The 16,159-nt window shown below is 67.8% G+C and carries 15 protein-coding genes; 5 read left to right on the plus strand and 10 right to left on the minus strand.

Going from position 1 to position 16,159, the window contains the following annotated elements; translation table 11 throughout:
- Positions 1-98: 98 nt before the first annotated feature.
- The 4 genes from DK254_RS25455 to gpmI form a co-directional block, all read right to left on the minus strand.
- Entirely contained in the window at positions 99-857 is a 759-nt protein-coding gene (locus DK254_RS25455; protein ID WP_109936045.1) for a divergent polysaccharide deacetylase family protein, read from the minus strand.
- A 3-nt stretch (positions 858-860) separates the two neighbouring features.
- On the minus strand, positions 861-2,165 hold the full coding sequence (locus tag DK254_RS25460; protein WP_109936046.1) for a S41 family peptidase: 1,305 nt from the start codon (positions 2,163-2,165) through the stop codon (positions 861-863).
- A 27-nt stretch (positions 2,166-2,192) separates the two neighbouring features.
- The gene (locus tag DK254_RS25465) at positions 2,193-3,482 is read right to left on the minus strand and encodes a murein hydrolase activator EnvC (RefSeq protein WP_109936047.1); all 1,290 of its coding nucleotides are present in this window, start codon (positions 3,480-3,482) and stop codon (positions 2,193-2,195) included.
- Positions 3,483-3,597: 115 nt separating this feature from the next.
- Positions 3,598-5,133, minus strand: a complete 1,536-nt coding sequence (gene gpmI / locus DK254_RS25470) for a 2,3-bisphosphoglycerate-independent phosphoglycerate mutase (protein ID WP_109936048.1) — start codon at positions 5,131-5,133, stop codon at positions 3,598-3,600.
- A gap of 145 nt (positions 5,134-5,278) precedes the next feature.
- On the opposite strand from gpmI, the gene DK254_RS25475 reads away from it, so the two are divergent.
- From DK254_RS25475 to secB, 3 genes are read left to right on the plus strand one after another with little or no spacing between them, the layout of a single operon-like run.
- Positions 5,279-5,701, plus strand: coding sequence for a rhodanese-like domain-containing protein (locus DK254_RS25475; protein ID WP_058070782.1), 423 nt, complete (start codon positions 5,279-5,281; stop codon positions 5,699-5,701).
- Between the two features lies 1 nt (position 5,702).
- Positions 5,703-5,957, plus strand: coding sequence for a glutaredoxin 3 (gene grxC, locus DK254_RS25480; protein ID WP_089394543.1), 255 nt, complete (start codon positions 5,703-5,705; stop codon positions 5,955-5,957).
- A 39-nt stretch (positions 5,958-5,996) separates the two neighbouring features.
- Positions 5,997-6,482 carry a protein-export chaperone SecB gene (secB, locus tag DK254_RS25485; RefSeq protein WP_089394544.1) on the plus strand — a complete coding sequence of 162 codons (486 nt, stop codon included), beginning with the start codon at positions 5,997-5,999 and terminating at the stop codon, positions 6,480-6,482.
- 583 nt (positions 6,483-7,065) lie between these two features.
- On the opposite strand, the gene DK254_RS25490 is transcribed toward secB, so the two are convergent.
- A complete protein-coding gene (locus DK254_RS25490) occupies positions 7,066-7,461 on the minus strand; it encodes a hypothetical protein (RefSeq protein WP_256595957.1) in 396 nt (131 codons plus the stop codon).
- A 52-nt stretch (positions 7,462-7,513) separates the two neighbouring features.
- Between DK254_RS25490 and trmL the strand changes: the two genes are divergently transcribed.
- A complete protein-coding gene (gene trmL / locus DK254_RS25495) occupies positions 7,514-7,975 on the plus strand; it encodes a tRNA (uridine(34)/cytosine(34)/5-carboxymethylaminomethyluridine(34)-2'-O)-methyltransferase TrmL (protein WP_109936050.1) in 462 nt (153 codons plus the stop codon).
- A gap of 575 nt (positions 7,976-8,550) precedes the next feature.
- Here trmL and ntrC read toward each other — a convergent pair.
- The 4 genes from ntrC to DK254_RS25515 all read right to left on the minus strand — a co-directional run bounded on the left by ntrC (position 8,551) and on the right by DK254_RS25515 (position 12,389).
- The gene (gene ntrC, locus DK254_RS25500; RefSeq protein ID WP_109936051.1) at positions 8,551-9,981 is read right to left on the minus strand and encodes a two-component system response regulator NtrC; all 1,431 of its coding nucleotides are present in this window, start codon (positions 9,979-9,981) and stop codon (positions 8,551-8,553) included.
- A complete protein-coding gene (gene glnL, locus DK254_RS25505) occupies positions 9,978-11,060 on the minus strand; it encodes a nitrogen regulation protein NR(II) (RefSeq protein WP_089394547.1) in 1,083 nt (360 codons plus the stop codon). The genes ntrC and glnL overlap by 4 nt, the downstream gene beginning before the upstream one ends.
- A gap of 229 nt (positions 11,061-11,289) precedes the next feature.
- Positions 11,290-11,844 carry a DUF4124 domain-containing protein gene (locus tag DK254_RS25510; RefSeq protein WP_089394548.1) on the minus strand — a complete coding sequence of 185 codons (555 nt, stop codon included), beginning with the start codon at positions 11,842-11,844 and terminating at the stop codon, positions 11,290-11,292.
- A complete protein-coding gene (locus tag DK254_RS25515; RefSeq protein ID WP_109936052.1) occupies positions 11,844-12,389 on the minus strand; it encodes a DUF4124 domain-containing protein in 546 nt (181 codons plus the stop codon). The genes DK254_RS25510 and DK254_RS25515 overlap by 1 nt, the downstream gene beginning before the upstream one ends.
- Before the next feature lie 352 nt (positions 12,390-12,741).
- Between DK254_RS25515 and DK254_RS25520 the strand changes: the two genes are divergently transcribed.
- Positions 12,742-13,509 carry a hypothetical protein gene (locus DK254_RS25520; protein ID WP_109936053.1) on the plus strand — a complete coding sequence of 256 codons (768 nt, stop codon included), beginning with the start codon at positions 12,742-12,744 and terminating at the stop codon, positions 13,507-13,509.
- A 10-nt stretch (positions 13,510-13,519) separates the two neighbouring features.
- Here DK254_RS25520 and DK254_RS25525 read toward each other — a convergent pair whose 3' ends face one another.
- Positions 13,520-15,739 carry a mechanosensitive ion channel family protein gene (locus DK254_RS25525; protein ID WP_109936054.1) on the minus strand — a complete coding sequence of 740 codons (2,220 nt, stop codon included), beginning with the start codon at positions 15,737-15,739 and terminating at the stop codon, positions 13,520-13,522.
- Positions 15,740-16,159 lie beyond the last annotated feature (420 nt).

Consider the following 16,159-nt stretch of genomic DNA (forward strand, 5'->3'; position numbering starts at 1 on the left):
CGTCCGCGATTCTGTCGGCAAAGCCGGGCGCGACGATGGGTATCGCTTCGCTCAACCCATCCTACGAAAAGCGCTGAGGTGCGGTCGGAGCGGGGGGCTCAGCGGTAGACGCCGTCCTTGCCGTGGGCCGCCATGGCGCGGTTGCCGCGTTCGGCGATCAGCAGGTCGGGCTTCACCAGTTCGATGCCGGTGGCCTTCAGCTTCGGCAGTTCGCGCAGCAGCACCCGCAGGGTGGCCGGGCGCGGGTGGCCGATCAGCAGCGCCGAGCCCTGCTTGCGCGCCAGGGCCACGCCGGTCTGCAACTGGCGGGCGATGCTTTCCTCATCCGCCTGGTCGTCGAGGAAGACGTCGCGGGACAGGCTGGCCAGGCCGCGCTTCTGGGCCTCGGCGGCGGCCACCGTGGCGGCGCTGGTGCGGCTGTCGAGGAAGAACAGGTGGCGTTCCTGCAGGGTGCCCATGAGCAGGTCCATGCCGGCGCGGTCGGCGGTCATGCGGCTGCCTTCGTGGTTGTTCACGCCCTGCACGAAGGGCACCGCGGCCAGTGCCGCGTCCAGGCGCCGGGCGAGTTCCGCCTGTGGCAGGCCCGGGCGCCAGGCGTAGGGGCCGCCGGCCGGGTCCATCGGCAGGTGCAGGATCAGGGTGCGCCCGCGCTGGTGGGCTTCGCGGGCCAGTTCGGTGGCGTGCGGGGTGTCCGGCATGATCGCCAGGGCCACCGCCGCGGGCAGTTCGAACACCTGGCGGTCGCGCGCCAGGTTCTGCCCGAGGTCGTCGATCACCACGCTCAGCAGGGGCCTGGCCTGCGCCTGGCCGAGCAGGGCGGCCAGGCACAGGCCGAACAGCAGCCGTGCCCGGCGCACCGGTCAGTTGCCGCGGCTGACGCTGAGCCCCTTCAGCAGGCTGAGGGCCTGGCTCAGCTGGAAGTCGCTGTCCTGCGGGGCGGCCGCCGGCGCCTTGCCCGACTGCGTCGGACGGTCCTTGCCGCCGTTGCCGTTGGCCAGGTGGCCCTGCAGGTCGGCTTCCTTGAAGCCTTCGAAGTCGCTCTGCTCTCGGGTGACCTTGGCGCGTTCCACCTCGATGTCCGGGACTATGCCCTGGGCCTGGATGGAGCGGCCGTTGGGAGTGTAGTAGAGCGCGGTGGTCAGCTTCAGGGCGCGGTCGTTGTTCAGCGGCAGCACGGTCTGCACCGAGCCCTTGCCGAAGCTGTCGGTGCCCATGAGGATGGCGCGTTTCTGGTCCTGCAGGGCGCCGGAGACGATCTCCGCGGCCGAGGCGGTGCCGCCGTTGATCAGCACCACCAGTTGCACGCCCTCGCTGGGGTCGGCCGGGTCGGCGGAGAAGCGCAGCTCGGAGTTGGCGATGCGGCCCTTGGTGTAGACGATCAGGCCCTTGGTGAGGAAGGCGTCGGCCACTTCCACCGCGGACTGCAGCACGCCGCCGGGGTTGTTGCGCAGGTCCAGGACCAGGCCCTTGAGCTTGCCCTTGTTGTCCTTCTTCAGCTGCGCCAGGGCCTTGACCACCTCGTCGCCGGTGTTGACCTGGAACTGGGTGATGCGCAGGTAGCCGTAGTTCGGCTCCAGCAGCTGGGTCTTGACGCTCTTGACCTTGATGATGGCGCGCTTGAGGCTGACGTCGAACGGCCTGCCGCCGCCGCGCACTATGGTCAGGGTGATGGACGAGCCGGGCTTGCCGCGCATGCTGTCCACCGCCTCGTTCATCGACTGGCCCTTGGTCGGCTTGCCGTCGATCTGCACGATCAGGTCGCCGGGCTGGATGCCTGCCGCGGCCGCCGGGGTGTCGTCGATCGGCGACACCACCTTGATGAAGCCGTCCTCGGTGCCCACCTCGATGCCCAGGCCGCCGAATTCGCCGCTGGTGCTTTCCTGCAGCTCGGCGAACTCTTCCGGGTCCAGGTAGGCCGAGTGCGGGTCGAGGTTGCTGAGCATGCCCTTGATGGCGTTCTCCAGCAGGGTCTTGTCGTCCACCGGCTCGACGTAGGCGGCCTTCACCCGGTCCAGGACCTCGGCGAAGGTACGCAGTTCGTCCAGCGGCAGCGGCGCCTCCTTGCCGCTGGCCGCAGCGGGCGCGGCGGGCGGTGTCTCGGCGGCCTGGGCCGCCCCGATACCGAGCAGCAGGGCCAGGGTGATGAGACGGAAGCGATGCGACATGTTTGGCTCCTAAGGCGTGTCCGCTGCTTATCCTTGCGTGCGGCACCAGGTAGTGGGGTCCGTCGGGCGGCCCTGATGACGAATGGCGAAATACACCGCCGGAGTGTCCTGCCCGCCGCTGGTGCCGACAGTGGCGATGGGATCACCGGCCTTGACCGTATCCCCGGCGCCTTTCAGAAGACTCTGATTATGACCATAAAGGCTCAGGTATCCACCACCGTGGTCGAGGATAACCAGTAGCCCCGCGCCGCGCAGCCAGTCGGCGAACACCACCCTCCCACCATGCACGGCGCGTACCGTGCTGCCGGCGCTGGCGCCGATCAGCACGCCGTCCCAGGTGGCGCGCGGGTCGTCGCCACGCGGGCTGCCGAAGCGCGCCAGGATGCGGCCGTTGACCGGCCAGGGCAGTTTGCCGCGGGTGGCGTCGAAGGCGCCGCCGAAGCCGGTGCCGCTGGACACCAGCGGGCCGCTGTAGTCCGCGCGGGGCTTGGCGGGCTTGTCGCTGCCGCCGCTGCTGGCCATCTCGCGTTCGCGGCGGGCCCGCTCGCGTTCGGCGGCCAGGGCGCGCTGGCGCGCTTCCTCGGCTTCGCGGGCCTGGCGGGCCAGGGTTTCCTCGATGGTCTTGAGCACCTTGTTCAGTTCCGCCTGGGCCTGCTGGCGGTCCTGGAGCTTGCGGTTGCTGTCGCTGTAGTCGCTGTTGAGCTTGGCCAGGGCTTCCTGGCGCTGCTTGCGCGCCTCGGCCAATTCCTGGCGGCGGGACTCGAGGTCCTGCTGCTGGGCCAGTTGCTGGCTCTTCTGGGTGGTGATGTCGCGCTCGACGTTCTCCAGCTGGCGCAGGGTCTCGTTGAAGGCGGCGAGCTGTTCCAGGCGCGCGCGGTTGATGTAGTCGTAGTAGGTGAGGGTGCGGCTGAACTTCTCGGGGTGTTCCTGGTTCAGCAGCAGCTTGAGGTATTCCTCGCGGCCGCTCTGGTACGCGGCGCGGGCCTGGATGCCGATCAGCCTTTGTTGCTCAAGGCGCGCGCCCTGGAGTTTTTTTTTCTCCTCGTCCAGGCGCTGCAGCTCCTTTTCGCTCTTCTCCAGCTCCTCCTGCAGCGCCTTGACCTGCTTCTCCAGGTCGCCCATCTGGGTCTCGGTGGACTTGAGCTGCTTCTGCACCCCGGATTTCTCTTCCTGGATGCCGCTGAGGGTCTTCTTCAGCTCGGCGATGTCTTTCTGCGTCTGCTCGATCTGCTTCTGCGTCTCGGCGCGATCGTCGGCGACGGCCGCCAGCGGGCTCAGCAGGCAGATCAGTAGCAGGGAGGCGAGGGCGCGATGCATGGAGTGGCGGGCACCTGAGGGCGGGGTCGGCCTAGTATGCATAAAAAAATCGTTACAAGCTGCAAGGCGCGAGCGGCGAGTGAAAAGCGTCACGCCGCCCGCGCCCCGCGGCGAGTCACTCCAGGGTGACGATGGAGGTGCCGGTCATCTCGGCCGGCACCGGCAGGCCCATCAGCGTCAGCATGGTCGGCGCCACGTCGGCCAGCACGCCGCCTTCGCGGATGCGCAGCTTGCGCTTGCCGACGTAGATGAAGGGCACCGGCTCGCAGGTGTGCGCGGTGTGCGCCTGGCCGGTGCTCTCGTCTTCCATCTGCTCGACGTTGCCGTGGTCGGCGGTGATCAGGGCTTCGCCGCCGACCTTGTCCAGCGCCGCGGCGATGCGCCCGACGCAGGTGTCCAGGCACTCCACGGCCTTGACCGCGGCCTCGAACACGCCGGTGTGGCCGACCATGTCGCCGTTGGCGTAGTTGACCACGATGACGTCGTAGCGCTGGTTCTCGATGGCCTCGACGATTTTGTCGGTGACTTCCGGCGCGCTCATCTCCGGCTGCAGGTCGTAGGTGGCGACCTTCGGCGAGGGGATGAGGATGCGTTCTTCGCCCTCGAAGGGCTCTTCGCGGCCGCCGGAGAAGAAGAAGGTGACGTGGGCGTACTTCTCGGTCTCGGCGATGCGCAGCTGGGTCTTGCCGTTCTTGGCCAGGTATTCGCCCAGGACGTTGTCCAGGGACTCGGGCTTGAAGGCGCTGGGCGCGGGGATGTTCGCCGCGTACTGGGTGAGCATCACGTACTCGGCCAGGTGCAGTTCGCGCCGGCGCGGGAATTCCTTGAAGCCCGGCTCGACGAAGGCGCGCGACAGTTCGCGGGCGCGGTCGGCGCGGAAGTTCATGAAGACCACGGCGTCGCCGTCTTCCACGCGCACCTGCTCGCCGATGCGGGTGGCCTTGACGAACTCGTCGCTCTCGCCGCGCGCGTAGGCGGCGTTGAGCGCGGCCACGGCGTTGTCGGCGGTGAATTCGGCCGCGCCTTCGGTGATCAGGTTGTAGGCGGCTTCGACGCGGTCCCAGCGGTTGTCGCGGTCCATGGCGAAGTAGCGGCCGATGATGCTGGCGGTGCGGCCCCTGCCGATGCGGGCGAAGGCTTCGTCGACCAGTTTCAGCGACGGCTCGGCGCTGCGCGGCGGGGTGTCGCGGCCGTCGAGGAAGGCGTGCAGGTAGATCTTCTGCGCGCCGCGCTGGGCGGCCAGTTCGGCCATGGCGACCAGGTGGTCCTGGTGGCTGTGCACGCCGCCGTCGGAAAGCAGGCCGAGGATGTGCACGGCCTTGCCGGCGCCCACGGCCTTGTCCACCGCGCCGGTCAGCACCGGGTTGTCGAAGAACTCGCCATCGCGGATGGCCTTGGTCACGCGGGTGAAGTCCTGGTAGACGACGCGCCCCGCGCCGAGGTTCATGTGGCCGACCTCGGAGTTGCCCATCTGCCCGTCCGGCAGGCCCACGTCCATGCCCGAACCGGAGATCAGGCCATTGGGCTGGGTGGCCAGCAGGCGGTCGAGGTTCGGCTTCTTCGCGGCGAAGATGGCGTTGTACTCGGGGCTGTCGCTATGGCCGAAGCCGTCCAGGATGATCAGGACCAAGGGTTTGGGCGATGCAGTCATAGGTGCGGCTCTTTCCAAAACGGGGGTCAGAAAAGGATCGGCATTTTACCGTCTGGGGGCGACGGGCGCCATGATTGGCAGGGTTCAGCCGTCAGGAGGGCGCGTGTATACTGGCCGGCATTTTTACCTGTGGATGCCTTGCGCCATGTCGTCGTTCCTTCCCCGTCTGATCGAATTCGCCACCCATCACTACCTGCTGGTCGGCGCCTTGGTGGTGCTCCTGGTCCTGCTCGCGCTGCACGAGCTGAACAAGGCCGGCCGCGCGCTGTCGACCCGCGAGCTGACCGCGCTGGTCAATGCCGAGCAGGGTGTCGTACTGGACATCCGCCCGAGCAAGGAGTTCTCCGGCGGCCACATCTCCGGCTCGCTGAACATTCCGGCCGACAAGCTGAACAGCCGCATGAGCGAGCTGGACAAGCACAAGGCCAAGACCATCATCGTGGTCGACGCCATGGGCCAGCACTCGGGCACCTGGTGCGGCGTGCTGAAGAAGGCCGGCTACAACGTGGCCAAGCTGGGCGGCGGCATCGGCAGCTGGCGCGGCGACAACCTGCCCCTGGTGAAGTGAGATGCAGGCGGTTCTGATATACACCACGGCCTGGTGCCCCTACTGTATCCGCGCCAAGGCGCTGCTGGACAGCAAGGGCGTGGCCTACGAGGAAATCGGCGTGGACGGCAAGCCCGACCTGCGCGCCGAAATGAGCCGCAAGGCCGGCCGTACCTCGGTACCGCAAATCTGGATCGGCAGCACCCACGTTGGCGGCTGCGACGATCTCTACGCGCTGGAACGCGCGGGCAAGCTGGATGCGCTGCTGTCGGCGTGATCCCCTATTACTGCAAACGAGCCACAAGAAGGTCCTGAAATGACTGAGCAAGCTAGCAACGGCGCCAACGAGCAAGAAAACGGCCCGCAGTTCTCCCTGCAGCGCATCTACATCCGCGACCTGTCCTTCGAGGCGCCCAAGGCTCCGGAAATCTTCCGCCAGGAATGGCAGCCGGCGATCAGCATGGACCTGAACACCCGCCAGAAGCAGCTCGACGGCGACTTCTACGAAGTGGTGCTGACCGTTTCGGTGACCGTGAAGAACAAGGAAGACGTGGCCTTCATCGTCGAAGTGCAGCAGGCCGGCATCTTCCTGATCAAGGGCCTGGACGCTTCCAGCATGAGCCACACCCTGGGCGCCTTCTGCCCGAACATCCTCTTCCCCTACGCCCGCGAAGCCCTGGACAGCCTGGTGGTACGCGGCTCGTTCCCGGCGCTGATGCTCTCGCCGGTGAACTTCGACGCCCTGTACGCCCAGGAAATCGCCCGCCTGCAGGCCTCCGGCGAGATTCCTTCGGTCCAGTAAGGTCCGTCGTAGCGAAGAAAGGCGCCCACGGGCGCCTTTTCTTTTGCCCGTGGTTTTTTGGCGATGACGTTTCTGCCGCACCTGTAGGAGCGGGCCTTGCCCGCGATTCGCGCGCAGGGCGCGCTCCTACGAAAAGCATCTCTGCGCGTTCAACTTTGGTGCGCGTGCACTAGCAAGGCGCCTTCTCGGCCAGCCTGCGCGGGCATTTCGGCCATGTCTTTTCTGCCTGGACGTCCACGGGGGAATTCTCTGAAAACCCCATGAATACTGGCCTGCGCGGCTGTGTTGAAGTGAAATCCCAGCCCTTTCGCAAAATTGGCACAGCCCCTGCAATGGTCCCAATGACGATTTCGGGGCCTCGGTACAGGCAGGCTGGGGAAACCCCACTTTTACACAAGGCGCGCCGCCGCGACCCGATGCGGTGGATGGCGCGAACGGTTCGGGGGTCCTGGTACAGGCAGGCCGGGGAAACCCCCTTTTTACACCGGAGGTCCGCAATGCGGCCTCCGCCCCTTTCGGGGCCCTCGGTTCAGGCAGGCCGGGGAATCCCCTTCTTTCTTCCCGAGGGTTGCCGCCGGCGCCCTCAGCGCAATTGCGGATGGACCCGCAGCACCCAGTCCCCGTCCTTCTCCTCGCTGTCCCAGCTACCGCCCAGGTGGCGGGTGGACAACAGGGTTATCCACAATTGTCCGTCGCGGTTCTCCACGCGCCAGCGCAGCGGCTGGCCGTCCAGGCGCATCTGGCCTTCCGTCGCCGCGCCCGCCGCCCGCACGCGCAGCGCCAGGGCGCCCTCGATCTGCCCGGCCTCGACCGTGGCGCGCTGGTCGAAGCGCAGCAGCAAGGTGCCCTCCTGCGCCTGTACGGCGAGCAGGCGCGGCTCGCCCGGGGTGGGGCCGGTGAGGCGGCCGAGCATCAGGCCGATCATCAGCCCGCCGATGGCCAGCGCCGAGAACACCCGCAGCCACGGCCGGGGCCGCACATCCGCCGCCGCGGGAGTAGAATGCCGGCCGTCCTCAGGCCCGGAGCGCTGCATGTTCCATGTCATCCTCTTCCAACCGGAAATTCCACCGAATACCGGCAACATTATCAGGCTCTGCGCCAATTCCGGCTGCAGCCTGCACCTGATCGAGCCGCTGGGCTTCGAACTGGACGACAAGCGCCTGCGCCGCGCCGGCCTGGACTACCACGAGTACGCCCCGGTGCAGCGCTACGCGAGCCTGGAGGCCTGCCTGGAGAAGCTCGGCCACCCGCGCCTGTTCGCCTTCACCACCAAGGGTTCCCATGCCTTCCACGAGGTCGCCTACCAGCGCGGCGACGCCTTCCTGTTCGGCCCGGAAAGCCGCGGCCTGCCGGAGGAGGTGCGCAACGCGCTGCCGCCGGAGCAGCGCCTGCGCCTGCCCATGCGCCCCAATTGCCGCAGCCTGAACCTGTCCAACACGGTCGCCGTGACCGTCTACGAAGCCTGGCGCCAGCTCGGCTTCGCCACGGATTGAGCAGCGATTGATCGATCCGGCGCAGGGCCCGTGGGGTCTGCGTCGTGGCCATTCATCCCAAGGTTGTCCACAGGTGGGCGCACAGTGATTGTGGGCAAGGTGGGAAATCCTGCACAGAATTCAGCCGGGGCTGCGAGGCCCGCGGGGCCTGGGCTGCGGGGCGATCGTTCCCCGGCCTGTGCACAGGGTTATCCACAGGTTCTGGGGGTATTTCGGGGTTATCGCAAGGGAAGGTTGCTCGTGAGCTGTGTTTACCCTTGGCGACGGTGTGTCGGCTCAACTCCGCCCCTCTCCCTAGCCCTCTCCCTGAAGGGAGAGGGGACCGTTCGGTGTGCTCGGGTGTTTCGGCGTTAGCCGGCTAGCGCGTGGTTTCCGACTGACTCCAAATTCTTTCTCGGCACGGACAAGCCCCCTCTCCCTTCAGGGAGAGGGTTGGGGAGAGGGAGCGGAGTCAAACTGAAATACCAAGGCCACCTGGAAACTCCGTTCGCGAGCAAGCTCGCTCCTACAAGGTGCAAGAACGCTTCCCCGCGAAAAAGGGGCCCGCAGGCCCCTTCGATCGCTCCAGGGGCGCTTCAGTCGTCGCCTTCGTCGTCCGGGCCATCCACTTTCATGCCCAGCTCCTTGATCTTGCGCGTCAAGGTATTGCGTCCCCAGCCCAGCAGCACGGCGGCATCGCGGCGGCGGCCGGCGGTGTGCTTCAGGGCGGTCTCGATCATGATCCGCTCGAACGCCGGCACGGCGCTGTCGAGCAGGCTCGACTGGCCGCGGCCCAGGGCCTGGTCGGCCCAGTGGCGCAGGGCCTGTTCCCAGTTGGCCGCCGGCAGGCTGTCCTGGGGCTGGGTCAGCAGCTCCGGCGGCAGGTCGTCGATGTGCACCTCGCGGCCGGAGGCCATCACGGTGATCCAGCGGCAGGTGTTCTCCAGCTGGCGCACGTTGCCCGGCCAGCCGAGGTTCTTCAGGTATTCCTCGGTTTCCGGTTTCAGCAGCTTCGGCTCCACCGCCAGCTCCTGGGCGGCGCGGGCGAGGAAGTGCCGGGCCAGTGCCGGGATGTCCTCGCGGCGGTCGGCCAGGCGCGGGATGTGGATGCGGATGACGTTCAGGCGGTGGAACAGGTCCTCGCGGAACTTGCCCTCGCGCACCAGGTTTTCCAGGTTCTGGTGGGTGGCGGCGATGATCCGCACGTCGACCTTCACCGGGGTGTGGCCGCCGACGCGGTAGAACTCGCCGTCGGCCAGCACGCGCAGCAGGCGCGTCTGGGTGTCGGCCGGCATGTCGCCGATCTCGTCGAGGAACAGGGTGCCGCCGTCGGCCTGCTCGAAGCGCCCGCGGCGCTGCGCGGCGGCGCCGGTGAAGGCGCCCTTCTCGTGGCCGAACAGCTCGGACTCCATCAGGTCCTTGGGGATCGCCGCCATGTTCAGCGCGATGAACGGCTCGGCCGCGCGCGGGCTGTGGCGGTGCAGGGCGTGGGCGACCAGTTCCTTGCCGGTGCCGGACTCGCCGTTGATCAGCACCGTGATGTTGGAATGGCTGAGGCGGCCGATGGCGCGGAACACCTCCTGCATCGCCGGCGCCTCGCCGATGATCTCCGGGGTGCGCGCCTGGTTGGCCGGCGCTTCCAGGCCCTGCTGCTCCTGGGCGTGCTGGTTGGCGCGCTTGACCAGGGACACGGCCTCGTCGACGTCGAAGGGCTTGGGCAGGTACTCGAAGGCGCCGCCCTGGTAGGAGGCTACCGCGCTGTCCAGGTCGGAATGGGCGGTCATGATGATCACCGGCAGGCGCGGGTGCAGCTCGCGGATCTGCGCCAGCAGGTCGAGGCCGCTGGAGCCGGGCATGCGGATGTCCGAGATGATCACGTCCGGCTGCTGCCGGCCGAGGCGGTGGATGACGCTGTCGGCGTTCTCGAAGCTGACGGTGGTCATGCCTTCCTGTTGCAGGGCTTTTTCCAGTACCCAGCGGATGGAGCGGTCGTCGTCGACGATCCAGACGGTCTCTGAACGGCTCATGGGTGGTGCACTCCTTGTTCCAGGGGCAGGAACAGACTGAATACGGTGTGGCCGGGGTGGCTCTCGCATTCGACCAGCCCCTGGTGCTGGCTGATGATGTTCTGGGTGATGGCCAGGCCCAGCCCGGTACCGTCCGGGCGGCCGCTGACCATGGGGTAGAAGATGGTGTCCTGCAGCTCGGCCGGGATGCCCGGGCCGTTGTCGATGATTTCCACCTTGCACACCAGGCGGTGGCGCGTGTGGCCGATGGTGAACTGGCGCAGGGTGCGGGTGCGCAGGGTGATGCGGCCCAGGCGCAGTTCGTTGTGCGCGGCGACGGCCTGCATGGCGTTGCGCACGATGTTGAGCACCGCCTGGATCATCTGCTCGCGGTCTAGCAGCAGGTCGGGAATGCTCGGGTCGTAGTCGCGGATCAGCGGGATGCTGCCCTGGGTCTCGGCGCCCACCAGGCTGCAGACGTGCTCCAGCACTTCGTGGATGTTGGTCACCCGCAGTTGCGGCAGCTTGTTCGAGCCGAGCATGCGGTCCACCAGGTTCCGCAGGCGGTCGGCCTCCTCGATGATGACGTTGGTGTAGTCCTTGAGCGACTCGTCGGGCAGCTCGCGGGACAGCAGCTGGGCGGCGCCGCGGATGCCGCCCAGGGGGTTCTTGATCTCGTGGGCCAGGCCGCGCACCAGCAGCTTGGTGGTCTCCTGCTTGGACAGCTGGGCCTCTTCCTTGGTGATGCGCATCAGCCGGTCGCGCGGGTGGACCTCCAGCAGCAGCAGGGTCTCGCGGCGGTTGAGGATGGGCGTCACCGCGTAGTCGACGGTGATGCTCTGGCCGGTGAGCGAGGTCAGGGTGGCTTCGCGCTTGGTGAACGGGTGCGCTTCCTCCACCGCCTGGCGCAGCGACTGCAGGGCCTCCTGGGACTCGGTGAACAGCTCGCTGATGAACTGCCCGTGGCTACGTTGGCCGCTGACCGCCAGGAGCATCTCGGCGGCCGGGTTCATGTACTCCAGGCGCAGTTCGGCGTTGAGCAGGATCACCGCCGTGGTGAGGTTGTCGAGCAACAGTCTGAGCTGGGTTTCTGTAGGCATGGCGGGCAGCGTTCCAAGGTTGGGCAGGAAAATGCAAAAAGCAAACCAAGCCCCGAAAAGACGCGCCAGGCCGCGATCTGCGCCGACTCGTGGCATTTCCTCAGGGAAAACGCGCCGTAGTCGTGACCCGAAATGGGGAGAGTATAGAAAGTGGTGCAGGCTTGCGCACCAAAGTGGTGCGCATTCTCGGGAAAGGCTTCTTAAGAGGGCGTGGGAAGCTTCGCCGGGCTCAGCGCTGGGCGGCCAGGGCCGGTTGCCCGCTGGCGTCGGCCTCGGCGACCGAGACGCGCTTCATGTGGAACGGCTGGTTTGGCGTCTGTTCGAGGGTCTGGCCGCGCTGGTCGAGGATTTCCACCGACAGCTGGTGGGTGCCGCGATCCAGGTTGTGCAGGGGGAACACCGGGCTGCGGCTGGGCGCGCCCACCGGCACGCCGTCGAGGAACAGCCGGTAGCTGTGCCCGGGCAGCAGGTTGGGGTCGCTGGAGACGGTGACGATCAGCTCGCCGTCGTTGGCGCGCACGGTGGCGTCGGGCTCGGGCACCAGGATGCGCAGCACCTGGTATTGCGGCGGCTGTGGCGGCAGGGCCTGCGCGGCGGGCGCATACAGTGGCGGGGGCATGTTCGGCATGGCGTTGGGTGGCGCCAGGTTCAGGCGCTGGGCGTTGCTGCGCGTGGGCTGGTCGGTGAAGACGCGGTTGCCGTCCTTGTCGATGTAGGTATAGACCTCGGCGCTGGCCTGGAACGCCGCCAGCAAAAGCAGGCCGAGCAGCAGTGGGCGCTTCATCAGTTGCCGCTCCTCGGCATGGGCCTGACGCGCGCCGGGCTGTTGGTGCTGATGCGCTGCAGGGTGAAGCTGACCGGCGCGCTGGATTGCAGCACGCGCTCGCCCTGCACCACGTCCACCGAGAGGCTGTGCTCGCCGCGTTCGAGGTTGCTCAGGCTGAAGCGCGTAGAACTGCTGGGCGCGCCGTAGGGCTGGCCGTCCAGGCGCAGCTGCAGGCGGTCGCCCATGGCCAGTTGCGGCTGGATGGCCACCTCGATGTCGAAGTTGCCGTTGTTGGCGCGCAGGGCCTCCTCGTCGGGCAGGCCGGCGATGGCCAGGATGGCGTAGCGGGCCTGGCGCTGCTCGCCGTCGCCGCCGCCCAGCGGTGCGCCGGGGGACTGGGCGCCCACGGTGTTGGTCGGCGGCAGTTCCACCGGCTTGGCGCTCACGCCGCTGGGCGGCTGGTTGGTGAAGACCGTCTTGCCGTTGGCGTCGGTGTACTTGTAGATCTGCGCGCTGGCCGGCACGGCCAGGGCGAGCAGCAGGCAGATGACTGGCACGCGCATGCGTGATCTCCCGGAAGGCAATGGGCTAAGCCTTGCATCGGCGCCGACGGGTGGCAAGCGAAACGCCATCCCGCGGTCCGGTTTGCGTGGAAGTTAACAGTGTGCAGCCGACGGACAGCTGCTGCTTTTCTAGAACTTATTTGATATCTAGCGCGGTTTCGTTGTTGATTTCTGCGTTTTCTGACAAATGTCAACGGTATTCCCGGGGGCATGGCTTGAGATAGGCGCATCGAATCGTACGCGCGCCTCGTGCCGGGGCGTCCGGAGTTAACGCCATGTCCATCCATTCGTCCCATCCCCTGCGCTCCGCCTGGAGCCTGGCAGTTGGCGCCTTGAGCGGGAGGTGCCGAGCATGACCCTGCTGCTGCCCCTGATCATCGCCCTGCTGCTGGTGGCCTTGCCGCGCCTGCTGCCGCTGCCCGTGGCCAGCACCGCCGGTGTACCGGCCGCTGCCGCCGCCACCTGGCACGCCTGCGAGCTGCCCGAGCCGCCGGCCTTGCCCAGGCCGCAGGCCGGCGCGGCGCCGAGCAACCTGCTCTACCTGCCCCTGGGCCTGCACCCGGCCGACCGTTGCCTGCATGGGCCGCTGGTGGTGGAAGGGCTGATACGCATCCGCCCGCCGCTGCAGTTCTGGCGGATCTCCGCGGGGGAAATCCGCTTCGGTGACTGTTCGCGCACGCCGACCGGCATCGCCAGGGTCGGCGGTGGCCGCAACCAGGTCGAGGAGGGCGAGTACCGCGTGGCCGCCGGCGGTTGCCTGGAGGGCGACCTGCTGGTGCGTGGCGACCTGTTCCTCGGCCGCTATTCCCGCGTGCTCGGCTCGGTGCAGGTCGAGGGTGGCGTATGGATGGACGAGGGCGCGGAAGTGGCCGGCGGCATCCTGGCCCGCGGCTCGGTGCGCGTCGGCCGCCGTTCGCGCGTCGCCGGGCCGCTGAGCGCCGGGCGCAGCATCAGCCTGGGGCGCGATTGCGTGGTCGGCGCGCAGGACTGGCCGACCACCGTGAGCGCCGACCGGGTGCGGATCAACGAAGGCTGCAAGGTCTACGGCCAGGTGCTGGCCGAGAAGGGCGCCCAGGTCAACGCCCTGGCGGGCGCCGAGGCCTCGCGCGAGCCGGTCTGAGCCGGCGGTTTCAGATGCCGCCGTCGGCGGGCTCGGCGGGGGCCTGCGGGTCTTCCTCGCGCGGCTTGCGCATGCGTGAGAGCTGCACGTTCAGGCGCGGCATGGCCAGTTCCAGCCCGGCCTTGTCCAGCTTCTGGCGCAGGCGCAGGTTGAAGGCGCGCTGCACCTCCCACTGGCGGATCGGCGCGGTCTTGAAGCGGAAGCGCAGGATCGCCTGGCCGTTGTCGAAGCTCTCGACGCCCTGCATTTCCAGCGGCGACCAGATCGCCCGGTTGATGCTGCGGTCGTTGCGCAGCTCGCCGGCCACGTCCTTCACCAGCGCCAGGGCGTCGTCGATCGGCATGCTCGCCGGCACCGGCCAGCGGAACATGGCGTAGCCGAACTGCCGCGAGTAGTTCTTGATGCTCTTGATCTCGCTGAACGGGATGGTGTGCACCACGCCGTCCAGGTCGCGCAGGCGCACGGTGCGGATGGTCAGGCCCTCCACCGTGCCCAGGTGGCCGCCGACGTCGACGTAGTCGTCGATCGACAGCGAGTCCTCGATGATGATGAACAGCCCGGTGATCAGGTCGGCCACCAGCGATTGCGCGCCGAAGCCGATGGCCAGGCCGATGACGCCGGCGCCGGCCAGCAGCGGGGTGACGTTCATGCCCATGTTGGCCAGGGCGACGATCAGCGCGATCACCGCGATGGTGATGAAGAGCACGTTGCGGATCAGCGGCAGCATGGTCAGCGCGCGGGTGTTGGCGCGGTTCTTCCCGCCCAGGCCGAGGCTGTGCTGCACCGCGGTGTCGGTGAGGATCCAGATCAGCCAGGCCACCAGCAGGGTGCTGCCGAAGCTGATCAGCTTGAGGCTGATCTGCGAGCCGTCGCCCTCGGCGAAGCCGATCAGCGACATGCCCCAGACGCGCAGGCCCACCTCCAGGAACACCAGCAGGGTGGCGATGTGCAGCAGGGTGTAGCCGAAGTTCTGCAACTGCTCGATATAGGGCGCGCTGCGCCGGCTGCTGCGTTGCGCCGAGCGCAGGTGGGCGCGGCGGATCAGGCCGTTGACGGTCATCGCCACCACCGCGATCAGCGCGCACAGCAGGGCCCGGCGCAGGGCGTAGCTGCTGTCGCCGGCGGTGACCACGGTGGCGAACAGCGAGATGCCCACCAGCAGCAGGACCGGCACGTACCACAGCGAGCCGACCAGCTCCACCAGCTCGTGCAGGCCGCGGCGCTTGAGGCGGCGCTCCAGCGGCTGGTTGCGGATCAGGTGGGCGATGGGGCGGCGGAACTGCAGCACGAACAGGGCGGTGAACAGCGCGGCGCAGATGTTCGCCAGCGAGCCCACGGCCAGCGCGATGTTCTGCCCGAGGCTGTCGGTCACCCGCGGGTCGTGCATCACCTCGCCCAGGGCGGCCAGGCTGCCGATCAGCCACAGCGGGCGGAAGGCGCGGCGCCGCAGGATGTTCAGCGCCCGCGCGCGGTGCGGGCCGCCGAGCAGCGACAGGGAGATCACGCAGAGCGCGGAGAACAGCGTGCCGCACACCAGCACGTAGGCGACCACCATGGCCACCAGCTTGCCCAGGGAACTGGGCAGCACCACGGAGAGGTAGACGGTGATCAGGAAGGCGACCAGCCAGGGCCCCAGCTTGCGCAGGGCGAACAGCAGCAGGTCGCGGGTCTTGGGGTGCTGCGGCAGCTCCTCGGCCAGCCCGAAGCGCTCGCGCATGCGCCGCGCCACCCAGCGCAGGCCCAGGGCCAGGCAGGCCCAGAGCAGGATCACCAGGGAGAAGTCGAGGATCATCCCCGGCCATTCCTGCAGGGACGGGGTGCGTTCCTGCAGCTCGGCGCCGGCCTGCTGGAACAGGCCGCTCCAGCGCAGCGCCGGGCTGTTGCTGCCCTCGAAGCGTTTCTCCAGGCTGCCCAGGGTGTCGCCGATCAGGCCCAGCACGCCGCCCTGGTCTTCCGCGCCTTTCTTGGTGGCGTCGCGCAGTTGCTTGAGCTTCTTCAGCAGGTCGGCGCGCTGCTGGTCGTTCTCCAGGGTCTTGATCACCTGGTCCAGCGACTGCTGCAGCTGCGCCTCGCTGACCTTGCCATCGCCGCCGCCGGTCACGCCGGGAATGCTGGGCAGCGCGGCGGACGCCGGCCCGGCGAGGAACAGGCCCAGGCAGCACAGCAGCAGGAAGCGGCGAAGAAGGTCGGTCACGAATGGCACTCCGGAGCAGGGCGAAACTCGCCACATCATACAGATGCCGGGGGCTGAGCCGAATTGGGGGGAGGGGGCTCGCTTTGTAGGAGCGGGCTTGCTCGCGAATGGAGTTTCCAGGTGGGCTGGGTGTTTCGGTTTGGCGCCGTTCCCTCTCCCCAGCCCTCTCCCTGAAGGGAGAGGGGGCTTGTCCGTGCCGGCTGAAAGCAAGGTTTCAGCCGGAGGCCACGATGTCCAGCTGACTCTAGAGTATCCAGGCACTCCGAACGGTCCCCTCTCCCTTCAGGGAGAGGGTTAGGGAGAGGGCGCTCTTGAGGATGCACACCGCCCCCACCGGCAGAACACCATTCGCGAGCAAGCTCGCTCCTACGAAAAGCGACAGTCCGGAACACCAACAATAAAAAAGGCCTCCCGAAGGAGGCCTTGAGTTCGATGCTTCTTTATAGGTATTCGTGG

The organism is Pseudomonas sp. RW407 (genome assembly GCF_003176655.1).
GTDB lineage: Bacteria > Pseudomonadota > Gammaproteobacteria > Pseudomonadales > Pseudomonadaceae > Pseudomonas > Pseudomonas delhiensis.